Origin of the sequence: Streptococcus parapneumoniae (genome assembly GCF_037076355.1) — a bacterium.
GTDB lineage: Bacteria > Bacillota > Bacilli > Lactobacillales > Streptococcaceae > Streptococcus > Streptococcus parapneumoniae.
On record NZ_AP026968.1, the window covers coordinates 2,139,401 to 2,158,800 of the forward strand.

Genomic DNA, 19,400 nt, shown 5'->3' on the forward strand with positions numbered 1-19,400 from the left:
AAATAAGCTGTTATTAAAATCAGCTAGAAGAGGTATTATATGAAAAAGCAATCACTCTTTTTTGTTCCAGGTATTATACTAATTGGTGTTTCCTTGCGAACTCCTTTTACTGTTTTACCCATTATTTTGGGAGATATTTCGCAAGGACTGGGAGTAGAAGTTAGTTCGCTTGGTGTACTGACCAGCCTTCCTCTCCTCATGTTTACCCTCTTCTCACTCTTTTCTACCCGACTGGCTCAGAAAATCGGCTTGGAGCATCTCTTCACCTACAGCCTTTTCTTCTTGACCATTGGCTCACTTATTCGACTAATCAATCTGCCCCTGCTCTATCTAGGAACCTTGATGGTTGGGGCAAGCATCGCAGTCATCAATGTGCTGCTTCCTAGTCTTATCCAAGCCAATCAACCAAAGAAGATTGGTTTTCTGACCACCTTATATGTAACGTCTATGGGGATTGCAACGGCTCTAGCCTCCTATCTGGCCGTGCCTATTACACAAGCCAGTTCTTGGAAAGGACTTATCATCCTCCTCACCCTGCTCTGTCTAGCAACTTTTTTGGTCTGGCTGCCTAATCACCGATATAATCACAGACTGGCTCCACAAACCAAACAAAAAAGTCAAACAAAGGTCTTGCGTAATAAACAGGTCTGGGCAGTTATTGTCTTTGCAGGTTTTCAATCCTTGCTCTTTTACACCGCTATGACCTGGCTACCTACAATGGCTATCCATGCAGGCCTATCCAGTCACGAAGCTGGCTTACTGACTTCTATCTTCTCTCTGATTAGCATTCCTTTTTCAATGACCATCCCAAGCCTGACAACTAGTTTATCTACTCGCAACCGTCAGCTCATGCTCACTCTGGTTTCACTGGCTGGTGTGATCGGTATTTCCATGCTCTTTTTCCCAATCAATCATTTCATTTACTGGCTTGCCATCCATCTTCTCATTGGAACCGCAACCAGTGCCCTCTTCCCTTATCTCATGGTCAACTTTTCACTCAAGACAAGCGCCCCTGAAAAGACAGCCCAATTGTCCGGCCTTTCTCAAACAGGAGGCTATATCCTAGCAGCCTTTGGGCCAACGCTATTTGGTTACAGTTTTGACCTTTTCCACTCTTGGGTGCCAGCTGTAGCTGCCCTCTTACTCGTCGATATCCTGATGACTGTAGCCCTCTTTACAGTGGATAGAGCTGATAAAATCCTTTAAACTTCTAGTTTTTCCTAGAAGTTTTTTTATATATAAAAATTTTACACATTTCTCTTGACAGGGCTTTCTTTTAGATGTACAATGTATGTGTAGAAAAATTATATATAAAAATCTTACACATTAGAAAAGGAGGTTTCTCATGTACTTTCCAACATCCTCTGCCTTGATTGAATTTCTCATCTTGGCCGTACTGGAAAAAGGGGATTCTTATGGTTATGAGATTAGCCAAACCATTAAGCTGATCGCTAATATCAAAGAATCCACACTCTATCCTATCCTAAAAAAATTGGAAGGCAATAGCTTTCTGACAACCTATTCTAGAGAGTTCCAAGGTCGCATGCGCAAATACTACTCCTTGACAAATGGTGGTATAGAGCAACTCTTGACCCTAAAAGATGAATGGACACTCTATACAGACACCATCAATGGCATCATAGAAGGGAGTATCCGCCATGACAAGAACTGAATACCTGACTCAGCTAGAACTTTATCTCAAAAAACTGCCTCAGGCTGACCAAATTGAAGCCATGGACTATTTCAGGGAACTCTTTGACGATGCTGGAGTCGAAGGAGAAGAAGAACTCATTGCTAGTTTGGGAACTCCCAAAGAAGCGGCCCACGAAGTTCTCTCTAATCTTCTCGATAAAAAAATCAATGAGGCACCTGCTCAAAAAAATAACCGACAAATTTTGCATATCGCCTTGTTAGCCCTCCTTGCAGCACCCATCGGTATTCCTCTGGGAATCGCCATCCTCGTGTCCCTGTTCGCAATCTTTGTGGCAGCCTTGACTGTCATCTTGGCTTTCTTTGCGGTTTCCATACTGGGTATCATCGGCGGATTCCTATTTTTAGTTGAAAGTTTCACTGTCCTAGCCCAAGCCAAATCAGCCTTTATCTTGATTTTCGGTTCTGGTTTACTGGCTATCGGTGCTTCTTCACTAGTCTTACTAGGTATTTCCTATGTAGCTCGCTTCTTCGGTCTACTCATTGTTCGCTTGGTGCAATTTGTTCTTAAAAAAGGAAAGAGAGGTGACCAGCATGCGTAAATTGACAAAAGGATTTCTCATTTTTGGTGTGGTGACTACCGTTATCGGCTTTATCCTGCTCTTTGTAGGTATCCAATCTGATGGGATTAAGAGCCTACTTTCCTTGTCCAAAGAACCTGTCTATGATAGCCGTACGGAAGAACTAACCTTTGGCAAGGAAGTCGAAAACCTAGAAATCACTCTCCACCAACACGCGCTGACCATCACAGACTCTTTCGATGATCAAATCCACATTTCTTACCATCCATCTCTTTCTGCTCACCATGATCTTATCACCAATCAGAACGATAGAACTCTGAGTCTCACTGATAAGAAACTGTCTGAAAGTCCATTTATCTCTTCTGGAATTGGCGGAATTCTTCATATCGCAAGTAGCTACTCTAGTCGTTTTGAAGAAGTTATTCTCAGACTGCCAAAAGGGAGAACTCTAAAAGGGATCAACATCTCAAGCAATCGTGGACAAACCACCATCATAAATGCTAGCCTTGAAAATGCGACCCTCAATACAAACAGCTATATCCTCCGAATTGAAGGAAGTCGTATCAAAAACAGTAAACTCACAACTCCCAATATCGTCAATATCTTTGATACAGACCTTACAGATAGTCAGCTAGAGTCAACAGAGAATCACTTCCACGCTGAAAATATCCAAGTCCATGGTAAGGTTGAACTAACTGCCAAAGATTATTTCAGAATCATCCTAGACCAGAAAGAAAGCCAACGAATTAACTGGGACATCTCAAGTAACTACGGTTCTATCTTCCAATTCACAAGAGAAAAGCCTGAATCAAGAGGCACGGAATTAAGCAACCCTTACAAAACTGAAAAAACCGATGTCAAGGATCAACTCATTGCGAGATCTGATGATGATATTGAACTAATATCCACACCAAGCAGACGTTGACAAAAACGCTTACATCTGCTACTATAGAAGCATATTTATCTAACTAAAAAGGAGGTTCTACCATGAAACAAGAATGGTTTGAAAGTAATGATTTTGTAAAAACAACAAGCAAGAACAAGCCTGAAGAGCAAGCTCAAGAGGTTGCAGACAAGACTGAAGAAATGATAGCCGATCTCGATACACCAATTGAAAAAAATACTCAAGTAGAGGAGGAAGTCTCTCAAGCTGCAGTCGAACTGGAAAGCCAGCAAGAAGAGACAATTGAAACGCCTGAAGACAGTGAAGCGAGAACAGAAATAGAAGAAAAGAAAGCATCTAATTCTACTGAAGAAGAGCCAGACCTTTCTAAAGAAACAGAAAAAGTCACTATGGCTGAAGAAAGCCAAGAAGCTCTTCCTCAGCAAAAAGCAACCACGAAAGAGCCCCTTCTTATCAGTAAATCTTTAGAAAGTCCCTATATCCCCGACCAAGCTCCAAAATCTAGGGATAAATGGAAAGAGCAAGCGCTTGATTTTTGGTCTTGGCTAGTGGAAGCAATCAAATCTCCTACGAACAATCTTGAAACAAGTAGCACACACAGCTATACAGCCTTTCTCTTGCTCATTCTGTTTTCTGCATCTTCCTTTTTCTTTAGTATCTACCACATCAAACATGCTTACTATGGACATATAGCAACTATAAACAGCCACTTCCCTGAACAACTAGCTCCTTTAACTCTCTTTTCAATCATCTCTATCCTAGTAGCAACCACACTCTTCTTCTTTTCATTCCTCTTGGGTAGTTTCGTTGTGAGACGATTTATCTACCAAGAAAAGGACTGGACGCTAGAAAAGGTTCTCCAACAATATAGTCAACTCTTGGCAATTCCAATCTTCCTCACTGCTACTGCTAGTTTCTTTGCCTTCTTTGACAGCCTACGATTTACAGCCCTCTTGTGTGTGATTAGCATTGGAATCATCCTGCTTGCTAGCCTTCATATCATTACAAGACCAAATCAAGCAAGTGAAACCGACTCCTTCTATCAGTTATTCTTGTCTGTCCTTGTGAACGGAGTCATTATCCTCCTCTTCTTTGTAGCTGAGGTGGCACTGATTGGAGATTATCTTCGTATCTTGGCCTTTCTTTAAACTTCATACTCTTCGAAAATCTCTTCAAACCACGTCAGCTTCGCCTTACCGTAGATATATGTTCCTGACTTTGTCAGTCTTATCTACAACCTCAAAACAGTGTTTTGAGCAGCCTGCGGCTAGCTTCCTAGTTTGCTCTTTGATTTTCATTGAGTAGCAATCCTGTCTTTCATGGCAGGATTTTTTATATATCAAAAAGCAAGTCGATTGACCTGCTTCTGCTTTACTCTTCTTGTGCTAATGTTTTAAAATCTTTGTCTAAGATGGGTTGCACTTCTAATTGATTGGCGTCTAGTTGGTGGTAAAAAGATGGGGGTAATACCTCTAAGAATTTTGCATAGTCCAAGCGGGCGATGGCTTCATAGTCTTCTGGTTTAGAGCCGTCTCCTGTGATTTGAACCAAGTCAATCTCCCACTGGACTTCCTTATCCAGCAATTGCTCAATATAGGCTACAGGTACAAATGGCTCTCTCGGTAAAACTGTCTTGACGCCTTGAGCCAGATGGTAAACACCATGCACTTGCCCTTCTCCATCCTGATAGAAGGAAACTCTTGCAAAGTAGGCATCTGTCTCTTGAAGCGCACGTACACGCGCTTCAAATTGAGCCAAGCCATCTTCCTCTAAAAAGCTTTTCAAGTCCACATGACTAAAGAAAACAGGATTAAAAATTCCTTGGCAAATCGTAAAACGAGCAGCAGTGTCTGCAAGATGAGCTTGAATACCTGCTTGGAAATAAGCTTCAAAATCAAAACCATCTAGCCCTTCAATCTCAGTTCCTGTATAAGCAAGCAGGGCATCTAAAAATGCTTTGATAATCTGCCAGTCTGTCTTCGTTAGTAGGTCAGGAAAATCGACACGATAAGCCTTTTGACCATCAGCATAACTGACCTTAAAGAGAAATTGTGATTGCCCCACTATCGCACACTCGATAGACTCGAGACGGTTAAGAGGCTGACGGAGATAGACTGCATCATAGCTATGTGACTCCAAGCCATCTACCAAGACCAAGATCGACTTGGCAGTCAAAATCTCCTGTTCTCCTAAAATGCTCTGTTTATTTGGAATAAAAAATGTTTTCGTCATAACTGGACTCCTTTGAAATCGTTTACATACAGTATACCTTATTTTTCTGAAAGATACAGAAACAAACTTTAGATTTTTGAGTAAAAAGCATAGAAAAACAGCCCCTAAGGACTGTTTAATCTTATACAGTAGCTGCTTGATCCAAGCTTTCACCGATAGCGGCTAGGCGTTCGATCACTTCTGCTTGTGTCAATTCATGTTCTGAAACATAGCGGTTACGTGGGTGAACACGGCACTCGTGTGAACATCCACGAAGGTACTTGTCTTCATTTTCTTCTGATGTCAAGATACGACGGTTACAGAATGGATTTCCACAGTTGACATAACGTTCACATGGTGTTCCATCAAACCAGTCTTTCCCTACGATGGTTGGGTTAACATGGTTGACATCAACGGCGATACGCTCGTCAAAGACGTACATTTTTCCATCCCAAAGCTCACCTTGGACTTCTGGGTCTTTACCGTAAGTTGCGATTCCTCCGTGCAATTGGCCGACATCTTTGTAGCCTTCACGTACCATCCAGCCTGAGAATTTCTCACAGCGAACGCCACCTGTACAGTAAACCACGACACGCTTGTCCATGAATTTTTCCTTGTTATCACGAACCCACTGTGGCAACTCACGGAAGTTGCGGATGTCTGGGCGGATAGCCCCACGGAAATGTCCTAGGTCGTACTCATAATCGTTACGTGTGTCAAGGACAACGGTATCTTTATCAAGAAGGGCTTCTTTGAACTCTTTTGGAGACAAGTAAGCACCTGTTGTTTCAAGTGGGTTAATGTCATTGTCAAAGTCGTTGTCTTCCAAACCAAGGTGGACAATCTCTTTCTTGTAGCGAACAAACATCTTCTTGAAGGCTTGTTCACTTTCTTCGTCAATTTTGAACCAGAGGTCTTCCATGCCTGGGAGGCTGTGAACGTAGTCCATGTATTTTTGAGTTGTTTCATAGTCACCTGAAACTGTTCCGTTAATTCCCTCGTCAGCGACTAGGATACGGCCTTTAAGGCCGATTGATTTACAGAAAGCCAAGTGGTCTGCAGCAAATTGCTCTGCATTTTCAATTGGAGTATAAAGGTAGTAAAGTAAGACACGAATATCTTTTGCCATAAGATTTGTTCTCTTTTCTATTCTTAAATTTTCTAAATTTTTTATTTATCCATACTAGTATACCTGCTTGAGAAAACGAATGCAATTTATTTGACTGGAAATTGCTATATTTCAATTTAGAAAAAAATTTCTTGTACACTACACTTAGTATCAATCATATTTTAAAAAATCCTTGGATTTTCCAAGGATTCATTTTTAAACTTTTTTAGCTTTAGCCATATAGAACAGTTGGAGTAGAATACCAAGGATAGCCATGCCGATAACGATAAAGAAGGCCATTGTATAATCTCCTTGGTTTGCCTGTGCAAGACGTGCTCCTAATTGAGGACCAGCAATAGCAGCTACGCCATAAGCAGTAAACATCCATCCATAGTTTGTCCCTACGTATGTAACTCCCCAGTTTTCAGCAGTAATTCCTGGGAATGAACCGAGGAAGCCTCCAAATGACAAGGCAACCATCATAATTCCAAGGATGGCCAAGATGCTTCCAGGACCTTTGAATAAGGCTGTGAGCAACAAACCAGTAGCAACCGCTCCAAACATGGCAATAACGGTAGGATAGCGACCAATCTTATCAGATACCGTACCCCAGAAGATACGACCAAATGTATTAGCGATAGATACCAGCATAACGAAGAGTGTAGCTTCTCCTACAAGTTTATACTGGTCAGAAATTGATGCTGCAGTACCGATAATCATCATTCCACCAGTAGCACCGAGAACGTAAATCAACCATAGAAGCCAGTAATTTCCATCACGAAGCATTTCTTTATAAGTTTTACCTTCTGGTTGAGCTGTTCCAGCTGCCGGCGCTGCTGCAGGAGCTTTCTCCATTACCAATGAAGAAGTGCAAATAACAATTAGAAGAATGATACCCAATACTTTGAATGTTGAGTAAACACCCATAGAAGCAATCAAAGCTTTGGCAACTGGACCGATAATGAGCGGGCCTAACCCGAAACCTGTTGCTGTCAAACCACCAGCTAAACCTTTTTTATCTGGGAACCACTTAGTGGCAACTGAAGTAGATGCTCCATAAGCTGAACCAATACCAAGTCCTAGGACAACCCCGTAAGTGAGGTAAAGGACTGGAAGAGAAGTAGCAAATCCAGTAGCAAACATACCAGCACCGAAGAGAATACCACCTAGGAATACAAATTTCTTAGGTCCTGCTGAATCAACCTTAGGACCGAAAATAATCATACCAACAGGTACCATTGCAAAAGAAATACTAAAGGCCAAAGAAGTTTGGGATTGAACCCATCCTTGACTAGAATTGGTTTCTAGCAGCGCCTTTTGAAAAACTGACCAGGCGTAACCAGCACCTAGAGATAGATTCGTTAAAATGGCTGCTGCCAAAATTAACCATCGATTGGGTGTTTTTTTCATTTGAATAACCTCATGTAAAATTTCTTGTTCCTAAAAAGAATAGAGAACAACTTTTATCATTTTTTCACCTACCTCGTTTAAATTGATCATTGTATAAATTTTTAAGTATATAGAACTGTGTAAATGACATACATCTATATACGACTGCTTAAAAATTTGTATCTTTAGATCTCTTAAATCAGAACAAGATGAATTTTCACAATGTTAAGCGCTTTCATCGTACTCTTATTATAAGCTACTTTATTCTAAAAATCTACTTAATAAAAATTAATAAAGATATAAGAAATTTTAATATTTTAATCACCTGTTATCATTTTAATATTGTTTATATCATCTAATTCGGATAATTATCTAAATAAGGTAAAAAATCACTGCCCTCCTCAGACCAACCTGAGGAAAGCAGTGATTCTTATTTTAGGAGTTAGGAATGAATGTAAGGAGCTACATTTGACGTTACTATACTAAAAATCAAAAACAAGGTATAATCTTTATTGAAAACGACCATAAAGATAACCACTTAAACACTAAGTACACCTTCCTACAAGTCATCCTTTACCTCCAATCTCTCTAAAACAAACCATTTTAATAACCAAAATCCGACAACATAGCCAGCCCCTAAGAATATAGCTATAAAAGCTAGCATGGGATTCAGGAAAGAAAAAACCACTACAGATACAAAGGTTAGCACAAAAACATTAAATGCAATGGTGTCAGAAGCCAAGACTAGAATATAGGGTGTCAACCAGTCTAAGATTTTTGAATATGGAAAAAATAAGTGTTTATACATGATACGTTCCTATACAGTATAGAGAGTATAAGCGCAAAGAGATACCCAGATTAATAATTCTATATCCTAACTAAATCCTCTAATGTGGCCATAAAACTGAAGCTGCCGCCCCACCAGCTGCACAAATTAAATAAATCTGCGGAGTTGGGAAGGGGATTGTCTGTGCACAAAGCGAAAGCCCCTCAACTGCACCACCTACTCCACTTAAAAATCTGTCTGCAAGTTGTTTATCACCAGCTGTTATCATTGTTAATTTTTCATCGGATAAAATGATAAAATTATTTACTGATTGTTCCATTCTTTTCACACTTTCTTTGTTAAATTAATTTGGCTAGTAGACAAAAGATAAACTAAGGCATTAAAGACAATGAAAATATTTCCATAAAGTAAAATCAGTCTCTCATCCAAACCAAGATAAAGTTTTACCGCCAAAAAGATGAGCAAAAGAATTTGAAACCATAACGTTTTTCCAAAAATAAATTTAAAGCGTTTTTGAATGTCTGATTCCTTGATTTTTACCGCCAAACCTTTATTAGCAAGAAGGAAAACTCCTGCTTCAAATAAGCCACTGTAGAGAACAATCCACCCAATCGATACATTCGAGATTTTCAAAAATGTACCTAAAAGAATATCCAAAACACTACTCAAGAAAATAATAAGAAATAATCTGTATTTCATATAAATCACCTCCTTTTACTACTATTTCCAATCTACTATATCGCTAAAAGTTTAACTTGCTCTAAAAGCTCCCCAAGCCGCTGTACAAAACTGTGCTCCTAAAACCCCGCCGGCAAGAGTTCCCACAACTGGGATAACACTCCCCAGAGCTGCACCTCCTATTGTACAAATTCCTAATGCTTGAACAACTTCTCCAGCCCCTACTTTATCTCCACCTTCAACACGAGCAAGCATTTCATTATCCATAACAGAAAATTGTGACATTGTTTTTGTATTCATGATGAATACCTCCTTTTTATTTTTAATTTTTGTCTTGTTGCAACCTTGACAACATCAATATATCATAATTAACTGATATCATTTCTTTAAAATCATAAAATGTCTTTTTTTCATCACGAAATGTTTTTCATAAATTTTATCAAAGACCAAAACTAATATATACTATCGTCAACTATAAAAATCAATGGTTCATCTTACTTAATAAAAATTACTGTTCATGACAATATAAATACCGTTTACGATTTAGCAAGAAGTTTTTTAGTAAAGTTTGGCATAATATACCTATCTACTATATGAAAGGAATTGCCAATGACTTCTTATAAACGTACATTTGTTCCTCAAATAGATGCGAGAGACTGCGGTGTTGCTGCCTTAGCCTCGATTGCTAAATTCTATGGTTCAGATTTTTCTCTAGCTCACTTGAGAGAACTTGCAAAGACCAATAAAGAAGGAACGACTGCCCTTGGCATTGTAAAAGCCGCTGATGAAATGGGCTTTGAAACAAGACCGGTTCAAGCAGATAAAACGCTCTTTGACATGAGTGATGTCCCCTATCCATTTATCGTTCACGTTAACAAAGAAGGAAAACTCCAACATTACTATGTTGTCTATCAAACAAAGAAAGACTATCTGATTATTGGTGATCCTGACCCTTCTGTAAAAATCACTAAAATGTCAAAAGAACGCTTTTTCTCTGAATGGACTGGAGTAGCTATTTTTCTAGCTCCCAAACCCAGCTATCAACCCCATAAAGATAAAAAGAATGGTCTACTAAGCTTCCTTCCTCTGATTTTCAAACAAAAATCTCTCATTGCTTACATTGTTCTCTCAAGCTTATTGGTCACGATTATCAATATAGGTGGTTCTTATTATCTCCAAGGAATCTTAGATGAATACATCCCAAATCAGATGAAATCAACTTTAGGAATCATCTCAGTTGGTCTGGTTATCACCTATATCCTCCAACAAGTCATGAGCTTCTCCAGAGATTATCTCCTAACCGTTCTGAGCCAGAGATTAAGCATTGATGTGATTTTATCCTATATTCGCCATATTTTTGAACTTCCTATGTCTTTCTTTGCGACACGTCGTACAGGAGAAATCATTTCACGGTTCACAGATGCTAACTCTATTATAGATGCCTTGGCTTCTACCATTCTTTCTCTTTTCCTGGATGTTTCTATTCTGATTCTTGTAGGGGGAGTCTTACTGGCACAAAACCCTAATCTCTTCCTTCTTTCTCTTATTTCTATTCCTATATACATGTTCATCATCTTTTCTTTTATGAAGCCTTTCGAAAAAATGAACCATGATGTCATGCAAAGTAATTCTATGGTTAGCTCTGCCATTATCGAAGATATCAACGGGATTGAAACTATAAAGTCGCTCACAAGTGAAGAAAATCGCTATCAAAATATAGACAGCGAATTTGTAGATTATTTGGAAAAATCCTTTAAGCTCAGTAAATATTCTATTTTACAAACGAGTTTAAAGCAGGGAACAAAATTAGTTCTGAATATCCTTATCCTATGGTTTGGCGCTCAATTAGTCATATTGAGTAAAATTTCTATCGGTCAGCTGATTACCTTTAACACACTTCTTTCTTACTTTACAACTCCTATGGAAAATATTATCAACCTCCAAACCAAACTCCAATCTGCGAAGGTCGCTAATAACCGTTTGAACGAAGTCTATCTAGTCGAATCTGAATTTAAAGTTCAAGAAAACCCTGTTCATTCACATTTTTTGATGGGCGATATTGAATTTGATGATCTTTCTTATAAGTATGGTTTTGGACGAGATACCTTAACAGATATTAATCTCACGATTAAACAAGGAGATAAGGTTAGCCTAGTTGGAGTTAGTGGTTCTGGTAAAACAACTTTAGCCAAAATGATTGTCAATTTCTTTGAACCCTACAAAGGACATATTTCCATCAATCATCAGGATATTAAAAACATTGATAAAAAAGTCTTGCGCCGTCATATTAATTACCTACCCCAACAAGCCTATATCTTTAATGGCTCTATTTTGGAAAACTTAACCTTGAGTGGTAATCATATGATTAGTCAAGAAGATATTCTAAGAGCTTGTGAATTAGCTGAAATCCGTCAAGACATTGAAAGAATGCCTATGGGCTATCAAACTCAGCTCTCTGATGGAGCTGGTCTATCAGGAGGACAAAAGCAACGAATCGCTCTCGCTCGTGCTCTTTTAACTAAAGCTCCTGTTTTAATACTGGATGAAGCTACTAGCGGTCTTGATGTCTTGACTGAGAAAAAAGTTATAGATAATCTTATGTCCCTAACTGATAAAACCATTCTCTTTGTAGCCCATCGTCTCAGTATAGCCGAACGAACCAACCGTGTCATTGTTCTTGACCAGGGGAAAATCATTGAAGTGGGTAGTCACCAAGAGTTAATGCAGGCGCAAGGTTTCTACCATCATCTATTCAATAAATAAGGAGAATGTCATGAATCCTAATCTTTTTAGAAGCGTCGAGTTTTATCAGAGACGTTACCATAACTATGCGACAGTGTTAATTATACCTCTTTCATTACTACTTACTTTCATCTTGATTTTCTCCCTTGTTGCCACAAAAGAAATTACTGTTACTTCCCAAGGAGAAATCGCCCCTACAAGTGTCATTGCATCTATTCAGTCAACCAGTGATAATCCTATCCTTGCTAATCATTTAGTGGCAAATCAAGTAGTTGAAAAAGGTGACTTACTCATCAAATACTCTGAAACAATGGAAGAAAGTCAGAAAACTGCCTTAGAAACTCAATTACAAAGACTTGAGAAGCAAAAAGAAGGACTTGGAATTTTGAAACAAAGCTTAGAAAAAGCGACTGATCTTTTTTCTGGCAAGGATGAGTTTGGCTACCATAATACCTTTAGGAATTTTACTAAACAATCCCATGATATTGAACTGGGTATCACAAAGACTAACACTGAGGTTTCAAATCAAGCTAATCTTGCCAATAGCAGTTCATCAGCTATTGAACAAGAAATTTCAAAAGTTCAGCAGCAGATTGGAGAATACCAGGAGCTGAGTGATGCTATCATAAATAAAAGGGCTCGCTTACCAACTGGCAATCCGCACCAGTCAATTTTGAATCGTTATCTTGTAGCCTCACAAAGACAAACACAAGGAACTGCAGAGGAGCCATTTTTATCTCAGATTAATCAAAGTATTGCAGGTCTTGAATCATCTATCGCAAGCCTCAAAATTCAGCAAGCTGGTATCGGAAGTGTAGCAACTTATGATAACAGTTTAGCAACCAAAATTGAAGTACTCCGCACTCAATTTTTACAAACAGCCTCACAGCAACAACTAACAGTGGAGAATCAATTAACAGAATTAAAAGTACAGCTAGATCAAGCAACGCAGCGCTTAGAAAACAATACTTTAACCGCTCCAAGTAAAGGTATCGTTCATCTGAACAGCGAATTTGAAGGTAAAAATAGAATTCCAACTGGTACAGAAATTGCTCAAATATTCCCTATCATCACAGATACAAGAGAAGTACTAATCACTTACTACGTATCTTCTGACTATCTACCTCTACTAGATAAAGGACAAACTGTAAGATTAAAACTGGAGAAGATTGGAAATCACGGCACCACCATCATCGGCCAACTTCAGACAATTGATCAAACTCCTACCAGAACAGAGCAAGGCAATCTCTTTAAACTAACCGCTCTTGCAAAACTATCTAATGAGGATAGTAAACTCATCCAATACGGCTTACAAGGTCGCGTCACTAGTGTAACTGCAAAGAAAACATATTTTGATTATTTCAAAGATAAAATTTTAACACATTCTGATTAATTTTCAGATAACACTCTATAACTATTTATTATCTTATCAAAAAGGAGAATCATAACATGGATAAGAAACAAAACCTAACTTCATTTCAAAAACTAACAACTACTGAACTCAACCAGATTACAGGTGGAGGATTGTGGGAAGAGCTATATGAAACTATAACAACACCATTAAAATTACGGACTACTTTCAAACCATAAAAAATCTATAGAATTATAAAAACGCATAATATCAGATTTCAAAATGACTGATACTATGCGTTTTATCATGAAAAGATTATAGAAGATACAAGTCACCCATCCCCACCTATACTTCTATCTCTAAGACTTGTTTAAATCTAAAATTAGAACTTGTAGTTTTTAGAATGATATTTGGGTATTTTGTCAAAATACTATTAACATTAGACAAACCAACTCCTCTATTCTGCCCTTTAGACGACATTCCTCTCTCAAATATTTTTGTAACATCAATCTCTCTATCTAGGGTCGGATTTTGGATAATTAAAACTTGCTTATTATTTCTCATATCTTCAAAAAAACAAACACTTAGAGGTTCCTCGACAGTGGCGCTTGCAGCGGCCTCTATCGCGTTATCTAACAATATAGAAACAACTGTTAAAAAATCAATTTCCTCAATCTTTTTGATAACGATTGGTTTTTCTATTTCCAAAGAAACTGGCACTAGTAAACTCTGAGCCTCGGATAATTTTGAGATTAATAAACTCTTCAAGGATAAATCCTCTATATTCCTCAATCTCACTACATCAAATTTTGTATCTTTTAAATTTTTCCCTGAGTCTTTCAAGACACTGTCATAAATTTGAGCAACTAAATCAATATCTTTTCGGTCTATCCCTATCTTTAAACTTGTTAAGATATTTGCATAATCATGCCTAAAGCTTCTAACCTCTTGATAAAGTCCTTCTACTTGTTTACTATAGCTCTTAAGATTTTGAAGTTGAATCTCTTTTTGAAGTACTAAATCTTTTTGCAATTCCTCACGTACATTTCTGTCCAGTATATTGACAAAATAGATAAATAAAAAGAAATAGATTGCAGTTATAGCTCCTTGATAATGATTTACAGATAAATTCAGGCTGTTTTTAATGTAACCAATAAAAGGAATAAGGATAAAATAACCCAACATTGCAGCATTAGCAATCCTCATTATTTGATCCAGATGTTTATCCAACACTTTACTTCTTAAATAGCTAAAATCATACTGAAAAACTTTTATTATAAGCAAAGATAGGAGACTTGCTAAAATTGAGAAAATGGTGGCATCGTAATAAACATATATGTCTGTTAAACTAGCAAAATTAGGAATAATAAAATCAACAAAAAAATCATAGATGATCGACCAAAATGTGATAGGAAACAGAGCATAAAAAAGTGTCGATATCAGACTGTATTTCTTTTTATCCAACAACAATGTATAGATAATAAAAAAGATGGGATAATCTAGTACTGTAATAACAACAGGGATATAGAACATCTTAATCAAGGTTAAAAGTAAAAACTCTAATAAAAAATAGAAAAACAATAACTCTAAAGATCTCTTTATAGTCAATTGATAGCCATAAATTTTTGCATGAAGAAATAAAAATATGTAAAAATTCAAAGATACTAACACAAATGACATTTACTACTCCTTACTATCATGTAAATCTTTAACTATATTCAGCAATGCCCTCATTTTTAACCTAGATACTAGGCAACTTGACCCGTTCTTCAAATAGACTAGTTTTTCTTCCTTATCTATTGAAGAGATATTATAAGGATTCACAATAAAAGAACGATGACACTGAACCAATCTGGGTTCTTGCTTCAATATATCAGAAATTTTACCGTAAAATTCTATTCTTTCTCTCATAGAATAAAGAACTAGCTTATGAGGAATCATTGACGTTTCTATATAAAGCAAATCCGAAAATGGAACCTGAACGAGTGCTTTAGAATTTGTAAACACAAAAGAATCTTCAGTCATTAGTTGATGTTTATTCTTGTGAACATAAGCGATTGCCTTTTCCACACGTTCCCTAAAAGAGCTTTCAGGCAATTCCTTATCAATAAAATCTAAAGCTGATACTTGATATTGAAAACTAACAGGCATAAATTCTGAATGAGTTGTTACAAAAACAATGACTGCATTTGGATCTCTATCTCTGATTTCCAAAGCAATATCTAACCCTTTTCTAACATCGTTTTTAATTTCAATATCCAAAAAGAAAAGTTGATGACCTCCACGTTCCATCATATCTTCTAACAATTGATTCGGTTTACCATAAACACCACAGTGCTTTACTTCCCAACAATTCTTCTCTAAAATATCATACACCAGATTTTCCATCCTAGTCTGCTGTATAAAATCATCCTCTAATATAAAGATATTCATTTCTCGTCTCCTTTAGTATTTAACCATCTTTCTTTTACAGTTTTAAAATATCTTCTAGAGCAGATAATATCCGATACTCTTTCATCCATAAATAAAATGGTCTTCGTTTCATACTTCAATCCTATTACTTTGGATAAGTTAACAAGAAACTTTCTATGACACCTGAACAATTTCCCCAGACTCATTTCCTCAACTCTAGCTAGGCTCATATACTTCTCAAATACTCCATCAGCTGTAATAAAAATAACAGCATGTGCCTTCGTAGGATGTGTTGTCACATAGTAAACCTTAGAATGAGGCACTTTAACAACTGCTCTGCCTTGGCTTAAAATATATTCTTGCATATTTTTCCTCCTTACTCTCCTATATCATATCAAAACTAGTATCCTATGATGGAAAAAATCTTAAAAGGTATCTGAGTTATCATAAATGGTTATTTTTCAACATTTCATGCTAACAGTTATACAATCTAAGATTTCGACATCTTCTATCGGATGTTTTTGATATGATAGAGCCAGAGGAGAAATATGGATACAATTCAAATTCTACATTTTTCATTATTAGGATATATCATCACAAGTGACATCAATTCTTATATTAAAGAAAACTTATCAACAAAAACGAGAATTATAGTTTCTAGGCGTATCATCTATTCCTATAACACTACTACCTATTTTATCATAAAATCAATGTTTTTATCTTCAGATACAATGTATTCTTATATAGAAGATATACGACTCCGTTCTGAATTTGCCAACATTATCATCATAGGAAGTTACATTGATTATGATAAACTTTTCCGTAGTCATTACAGAATATTCGGTGTCATTGATACAGCTAGAAATCATTCTTTACAATCTATACGACAAGAAATTCACTCATATTTAGATGGTATTTATAATAACCTGAAATAAATTAGGTTTGGTAGTCTTTATACATTTCCTCAGCATACATGGCTTCAACAACTTTCAAAAAATCACTGCCCTCCCCAGACCAACCTGAGGAAAGCAGTGATTCTTATTTTAGGAGTTAGGAATGAATACACGAAATCAATTGATCTTATGATTTTTTGTTTTTCAAGAATTCATCGTATTGTTTTTGCATTTCGTTCAATACTTTTTCGTAGGCACCTTCAGATTTCAATTTTTCCATCAATTCTGGAATCGCTTTATCTGGGTCTACAGTACCAGTGTTGATAGCTGTATCAAATTGTTGCATTGTGTTAGAAATAGCTGAGATTTCAGATTTCACATTGTCAGTGTTAAAGATAAATCCAAGCGCTGGAGATTCTTTAGCTTCTGCCAATTCTTTCTTAGAATCTGCAATTTGTTGATCTGTAACGTTTTCGTTGATGTAAAGAATCCAGTTGTTACCAGTGTTCCATCCACTCATGTGAGTGTTTCCTTTGTAGCCATCAAGAACGCGAACACGGTTTTCTTTACCTTCAATTTTTTCCCAGTTCTTGCCTTCTGGACCGTAAACAAGGCCGTTCAAAAGTTCTGGGTTCGTATTCAAGAGGTTCAAGATTTCCATTGATTTTTCTTTGTTCTTAGAGTTGTTTGAGATGACAAAGTTAGCAACTTGTGTTGTTTGGTTTTTCTTAATAAAGTTTGTGATTGGTTTGATTTGGATGTCTTTGTTAGCAACGCGTGAGAGCAAGCTGTTACCGTAGTCAGCTGGTCCTACTGTCTCTTCACGAACGAACCAAGTATCTTGTTGAAGGTCAAATGTAGTGTCACTTGTTGCGACGTCTTTTGGAATGTAGCCAGCTTCATAGAATTTGTGAAGAGTCTTCAAGTGTTCTTTGAAACGAGGAACGTCATAACGGTTTACAATCTTAGTAGTATCCCCTTCAAGGTCGATAACGAATGGAAGACCGTTTGCTACTGGGTAGTCAAAGTTCTCAGAAGGGATGAAGTTCTTAGTAGCTGCAAATGGTACTACGTCTGGAGCTTTTTCTTTGATTTGTTTCAAGACTGGCTCAAGAGTTTCGTAAGAAGTAACACCTGAAATATCGATACCATATTTGGCAAGGAGAGTTCCGTTGAAGGCGAAGTTTTGAGATGATGCAACGTTGGCTGCAACTGGAACAGCGTAAATTTTACCGTTTACAGTATTACCCTTGATGTAGGCTGGGTCAAGTGCTTTGTAAAGGTCTTTACCTTCTTTTTTGTACAATTCTGTCAAGTCAGCATAAGCACCTTTTTGAGCATTTACAATATAGTTATCTGCAAAGGCAATATCATAGTTTTCACCAGATGATGTGATAACTGACATTTTCTTACCATAGTCACCCCAGCCAAGGTATTGGATATCCAATTTGGCACCAACTTTTTCTTCGATGATTTTGTTGGCATTTGCTAACAATTCATCCAAGTTGTCTGGTTTGTCACCGATTTGGTACATTTTGATAACAGGTTTGTCACCTGAATCAGCAGCTTTTTTGCTGTTACCTGTCAAATTTCCACAAGCAGCAAGACCTGCAGCCAAAGCGACTACACTAGCAGATGTAAAAGCATATTTTTTCCAGTTTTTCATGATAAAAACTCCTTTTTTTATTTTTAAACTTATAAACAATGTAATGATCTTAACTTCACACAAGGGAAGTTGGGAACTGAGAAATGTTCTTTCTCAATAAGCACTATTCTTTCACACCACCGATAGTCAAACCTTTTACAAAGTAGCGTTGGAAGAATGGATACAAAATCGCGATTGGAAGGGTTGCGACCACAACCATGGCCATACGACCTGTTTCTTTCGGTAGAGCAACTCCCAGTTGACCAGTCAAGCCGACCGCTTTGGCAATGTAGTCCATATTTTGCTGGATTTGCATGAGCAAATATTGCAATGGATACAAGTTGTCACTCTTGATGTACAGAAGGGCGTTGAACCAGTCATTCCAGAAACCAAGAGCTGTCAAAAGCGTGATGGTTGCGATACCTGGTAGTGACAATGGCAAACAGATTTGGAAGAAAATCCGAGCCTCACTGGCACCATCGATACGAGCCGATTCGAGAATGGCTTCTGGAATGGTCTTCTTGAAGAAGGAACGCATCAAGATGATGTTAAATGGTGAGAGAAGCATTGGAACAATCAAGGCCCAAACAGTATCCCCAAGCTGAAGCACACGAGTCACCATGATATAACCTGGTACCAAACCAGCGTTGAACAACATACTGAGCAGGACGAAGATAGTAAAGAATCTGCGATACTTAAAGGTTGTCCGTGAAATAGCGTAGGCATAGGTTGTTGTGATAAAGACATTTGTAAATGTCCCAACTACGGTTACAAAGACTGAGATGAAGAGGGCTTGTAAGATTTTATCCTTAAACTGTGCCAAGAACTCAAAACCGTCTAATCCAAATTGGGATGGGAAGAAGCTGTAGCCGTATTGGAGGAGGCTTTTCTCGTCCGTCACTGAAATAATGATAACGAATACGAAGGGTAGGATACAAGAGAGGGCAATCAAACCCGAAATGATACTGAAGAAGATATCTGCTTTCTTACTGAAGGAGTGAATGCCGACATTATCAATTTTTTCTTTTTTAATTTTCTTTTCTGCCATA

21 protein-coding genes are annotated in these 19,400 nt (G+C 37.5%); 9 read left to right on the plus strand and 12 right to left on the minus strand.

Translation table 11 applies throughout. From position 1 onward, the window contains the following. Positions 1 to 39: 39 nt before the first annotated feature. The 5 genes from SP4011_RS10680 (at position 40) to SP4011_RS10700 (ending at position 4,283) form a co-directional block, all read left to right on the plus strand. Positions 40 to 1,206, plus strand: coding sequence for a CynX/NimT family MFS transporter (locus tag SP4011_RS10680; RefSeq protein ID WP_000744881.1), 1,167 nt, complete (start codon positions 40 to 42; stop codon positions 1,204 to 1,206). Positions 1,207 to 1,345: 139 nt separating this feature from the next. Next, positions 1,346 to 1,672, plus strand: coding sequence for a PadR family transcriptional regulator (locus SP4011_RS10685; protein WP_000273855.1), 327 nt, complete (start codon positions 1,346 to 1,348; stop codon positions 1,670 to 1,672). Then, a complete protein-coding gene (locus SP4011_RS10690) occupies positions 1,659 to 2,252 on the plus strand; it encodes a DUF1700 domain-containing protein (RefSeq protein ID WP_000198699.1) in 594 nt (197 codons plus the stop codon). Before SP4011_RS10685 ends, SP4011_RS10690 begins: the two co-directional genes overlap by 14 nt. Continuing rightward, positions 2,245 to 3,156 (plus strand): DUF4097 domain-containing protein, encoded by a 912-nt coding sequence (locus tag SP4011_RS10695; protein WP_338619298.1) that lies wholly within the window; start codon positions 2,245 to 2,247, stop codon positions 3,154 to 3,156. Before SP4011_RS10690 ends, SP4011_RS10695 begins: the two co-directional genes overlap by 8 nt. Positions 3,157 to 3,218: 62 nt before the next feature. Further along, positions 3,219 to 4,283, plus strand: a complete 1,065-nt coding sequence (locus tag SP4011_RS10700; RefSeq protein WP_338619299.1) for a DUF6574 domain-containing protein — start codon at positions 3,219 to 3,221, stop codon at positions 4,281 to 4,283. A 223-nt stretch (positions 4,284 to 4,506) separates the two neighbouring features. Here the strand turns inward: SP4011_RS10700 and SP4011_RS10705 are convergent, their stop codons facing one another. From SP4011_RS10705 to SP4011_RS10735, 7 genes are all read right to left on the minus strand, one after another. After that, positions 4,507 to 5,367 (minus strand): DUF4299 family protein, encoded by an 861-nt coding sequence (locus SP4011_RS10705; protein ID WP_338619301.1) that lies wholly within the window; start codon positions 5,365 to 5,367, stop codon positions 4,507 to 4,509. Between the two features lie 121 nt (positions 5,368 to 5,488). After that, positions 5,489 to 6,475 carry a rhodanese-related sulfurtransferase gene (locus tag SP4011_RS10710; RefSeq protein WP_001030028.1) on the minus strand — a complete coding sequence of 329 codons (987 nt, stop codon included), beginning with the start codon at positions 6,473 to 6,475 and terminating at the stop codon, positions 5,489 to 5,491. A gap of 195 nt (positions 6,476 to 6,670) precedes the next feature. Continuing rightward, positions 6,671 to 7,864, minus strand: coding sequence for an OFA family MFS transporter (locus SP4011_RS10715; protein ID WP_338619302.1), 1,194 nt, complete (start codon positions 7,862 to 7,864; stop codon positions 6,671 to 6,673). A 538-nt stretch (positions 7,865 to 8,402) separates the two neighbouring features. Next, positions 8,403 to 8,651, minus strand: a complete 249-nt coding sequence (blpZ, locus tag SP4011_RS10720) for an immunity protein BlpZ (protein WP_112444786.1) — start codon at positions 8,649 to 8,651, stop codon at positions 8,403 to 8,405. Between the two features lie 79 nt (positions 8,652 to 8,730). Next, positions 8,731 to 8,949: a hypothetical protein gene (locus SP4011_RS10725; RefSeq protein ID WP_173213201.1), complete on the minus strand. Its 219-nt coding sequence runs from the start codon at positions 8,947 to 8,949 to the stop codon at positions 8,731 to 8,733. Between the two features lie 5 nt (positions 8,950 to 8,954). Further along, the gene (locus SP4011_RS10730) at positions 8,955 to 9,329 is read right to left on the minus strand and encodes an immunity protein (RefSeq protein WP_173213199.1); all 375 of its coding nucleotides are present in this window, start codon (positions 9,327 to 9,329) and stop codon (positions 8,955 to 8,957) included. Between the two features lie 51 nt (positions 9,330 to 9,380). Next, on the minus strand, positions 9,381 to 9,608 hold the full coding sequence (locus tag SP4011_RS10735; RefSeq protein WP_164226314.1) for a Blp family class II bacteriocin: 228 nt from the start codon (positions 9,606 to 9,608) through the stop codon (positions 9,381 to 9,383). Positions 9,609 to 9,917: 309 nt separating this feature from the next. Between SP4011_RS10735 and blpA the strand changes: the two genes are divergently transcribed. The 3 genes from blpA to blpC are packed head-to-tail and all read left to right on the plus strand — an operon-like array spanning position 9,918 to position 13,640. Beyond that, positions 9,918 to 12,071 (plus strand): peptide cleavage/export ABC transporter BlpA, encoded by a 2,154-nt coding sequence (gene blpA / locus SP4011_RS10740; protein WP_338619304.1) that lies wholly within the window; start codon positions 9,918 to 9,920, stop codon positions 12,069 to 12,071. 10 nt (positions 12,072 to 12,081) lie between these two features. Then, on the plus strand, positions 12,082 to 13,443 hold the full coding sequence (locus SP4011_RS10745) for a bacteriocin secretion accessory protein (protein ID WP_338619305.1): 1,362 nt from the start codon (positions 12,082 to 12,084) through the stop codon (positions 13,441 to 13,443). A 56-nt stretch (positions 13,444 to 13,499) separates the two neighbouring features. Beyond that, complete coding sequence (gene blpC, locus SP4011_RS10750) at positions 13,500 to 13,640, plus strand: quorum-sensing system pheromone BlpC (RefSeq protein ID WP_112444774.1); 141 nt, start codon at positions 13,500 to 13,502, stop codon at positions 13,638 to 13,640. Positions 13,641 to 13,746: 106 nt separating this feature from the next. Here blpC and SP4011_RS10755 read toward each other — a convergent pair whose 3' ends face one another. The 3 genes from SP4011_RS10755 to SP4011_RS10765 are packed head-to-tail and all read right to left on the minus strand — an operon-like array spanning position 13,747 to position 16,178. Then, positions 13,747 to 15,081 carry a sensor histidine kinase gene (locus SP4011_RS10755; RefSeq protein ID WP_338619307.1) on the minus strand — a complete coding sequence of 445 codons (1,335 nt, stop codon included), beginning with the start codon at positions 15,079 to 15,081 and terminating at the stop codon, positions 13,747 to 13,749. Between the two features lie 3 nt (positions 15,082 to 15,084). Then, positions 15,085 to 15,834, minus strand: coding sequence for a response regulator transcription factor (locus SP4011_RS10760; RefSeq protein WP_173249820.1), 750 nt, complete (start codon positions 15,832 to 15,834; stop codon positions 15,085 to 15,087). Further along, entirely contained in the window at positions 15,831 to 16,178 is a 348-nt protein-coding gene (locus tag SP4011_RS10765; protein ID WP_112444768.1) for a LytTR family DNA-binding domain-containing protein, read from the minus strand. The genes SP4011_RS10760 and SP4011_RS10765 overlap by 4 nt, the downstream gene beginning before the upstream one ends. A 183-nt stretch (positions 16,179 to 16,361) precedes the next feature. Between SP4011_RS10765 and SP4011_RS10770 the strand changes: the two genes are divergently transcribed. After that, positions 16,362 to 16,748, plus strand: coding sequence for a hypothetical protein (locus SP4011_RS10770; RefSeq protein WP_225904702.1), 387 nt, complete (start codon positions 16,362 to 16,364; stop codon positions 16,746 to 16,748). A gap of 145 nt (positions 16,749 to 16,893) precedes the next feature. On the opposite strand, the gene SP4011_RS10775 is transcribed toward SP4011_RS10770, so the two are convergent. Together SP4011_RS10775 and SP4011_RS10780 are read right to left on the minus strand one after the other, a co-directional pair. Then, the gene (locus SP4011_RS10775; RefSeq protein WP_338619309.1) at positions 16,894 to 18,372 is read right to left on the minus strand and encodes an ABC transporter substrate-binding protein; all 1,479 of its coding nucleotides are present in this window, start codon (positions 18,370 to 18,372) and stop codon (positions 16,894 to 16,896) included. Between the two features lie 103 nt (positions 18,373 to 18,475). Next, on the minus strand, positions 18,476 to 19,399 hold the full coding sequence (locus tag SP4011_RS10780) for a carbohydrate ABC transporter permease (RefSeq protein WP_000818348.1): 924 nt from the start codon (positions 19,397 to 19,399) through the stop codon (positions 18,476 to 18,478). Position 19,400 lies beyond the last annotated feature (1 nt).

What these genes read in the sequence shown, in the direction of transcription:
- SP4011_RS10735 (WP_164226314.1), bottom strand. Translation starts at nt 9,608, where the DNA reads ATGAATACAAAAACAATGTCACAATTTTCTGTTATGGATAATGAAATG.
- blpA (WP_338619304.1), top strand. Translation starts at nt 9,918, where the DNA reads ATGACTTCTTATAAACGTACATTTGTTCCTCAAATAGATGCGAGAGAC.
- SP4011_RS10690 (WP_000198699.1), top strand. Translation starts at nt 1,659, where the DNA reads ATGACAAGAACTGAATACCTGACTCAGCTAGAACTTTATCTCAAAAAA.
- SP4011_RS10725 (WP_173213201.1), bottom strand. Translation starts at nt 8,949, where the DNA reads ATGGAACAATCAGTAAATAATTTTATCATTTTATCCGATGAAAAATTA.
- SP4011_RS10700 (WP_338619299.1), top strand. Translation starts at nt 3,219, where the DNA reads ATGAAACAAGAATGGTTTGAAAGTAATGATTTTGTAAAAACAACAAGC.
- SP4011_RS10760 (WP_173249820.1), bottom strand. Translation starts at nt 15,834, where the DNA reads ATGAATATCTTTATATTAGAGGATGATTTTATACAGCAGACTAGGATG.
- SP4011_RS10770 (WP_225904702.1), top strand. Translation starts at nt 16,362, where the DNA reads ATGGATACAATTCAAATTCTACATTTTTCATTATTAGGATATATCATC.
- SP4011_RS10705 (WP_338619301.1), bottom strand. Translation starts at nt 5,367, where the DNA reads ATGACGAAAACATTTTTTATTCCAAATAAACAGAGCATTTTAGGAGAA.
- SP4011_RS10730 (WP_173213199.1), bottom strand. Translation starts at nt 9,329, where the DNA reads ATGAAATACAGATTATTTCTTATTATTTTCTTGAGTAGTGTTTTGGAT.
- SP4011_RS10685 (WP_000273855.1), top strand. Translation starts at nt 1,346, where the DNA reads ATGTACTTTCCAACATCCTCTGCCTTGATTGAATTTCTCATCTTGGCC.
- SP4011_RS10695 (WP_338619298.1), top strand. Translation starts at nt 2,245, where the DNA reads ATGCGTAAATTGACAAAAGGATTTCTCATTTTTGGTGTGGTGACTACC.
- SP4011_RS10775 (WP_338619309.1), bottom strand. Translation starts at nt 18,372, where the DNA reads ATGAAAAACTGGAAAAAATATGCTTTTACATCTGCTAGTGTAGTCGCT.
- SP4011_RS10680 (WP_000744881.1), top strand. Translation starts at nt 40, where the DNA reads ATGAAAAAGCAATCACTCTTTTTTGTTCCAGGTATTATACTAATTGGT.
- SP4011_RS10745 (WP_338619305.1), top strand. Translation starts at nt 12,082, where the DNA reads ATGAATCCTAATCTTTTTAGAAGCGTCGAGTTTTATCAGAGACGTTAC.
- SP4011_RS10765 (WP_112444768.1), bottom strand. Translation starts at nt 16,178, where the DNA reads ATGCAAGAATATATTTTAAGCCAAGGCAGAGCAGTTGTTAAAGTGCCT.
- blpZ (WP_112444786.1), bottom strand. Translation starts at nt 8,651, where the DNA reads ATGTATAAACACTTATTTTTTCCATATTCAAAAATCTTAGACTGGTTG.
- SP4011_RS10715 (WP_338619302.1), bottom strand. Translation starts at nt 7,864, where the DNA reads ATGAAAAAAACACCCAATCGATGGTTAATTTTGGCAGCAGCCATTTTA.
- SP4011_RS10710 (WP_001030028.1), bottom strand. Translation starts at nt 6,475, where the DNA reads ATGGCAAAAGATATTCGTGTCTTACTTTACTACCTTTATACTCCAATT.
- blpC (WP_112444774.1), top strand. Translation starts at nt 13,500, where the DNA reads ATGGATAAGAAACAAAACCTAACTTCATTTCAAAAACTAACAACTACT.
- SP4011_RS10780 (WP_000818348.1), bottom strand. Translation starts at nt 19,399, where the DNA reads ATGGCAGAAAAGAAAATTAAAAAAGAAAAAATTGATAATGTCGGCATT.
- SP4011_RS10755 (WP_338619307.1), bottom strand. Translation starts at nt 15,081, where the DNA reads ATGTCATTTGTGTTAGTATCTTTGAATTTTTACATATTTTTATTTCTT.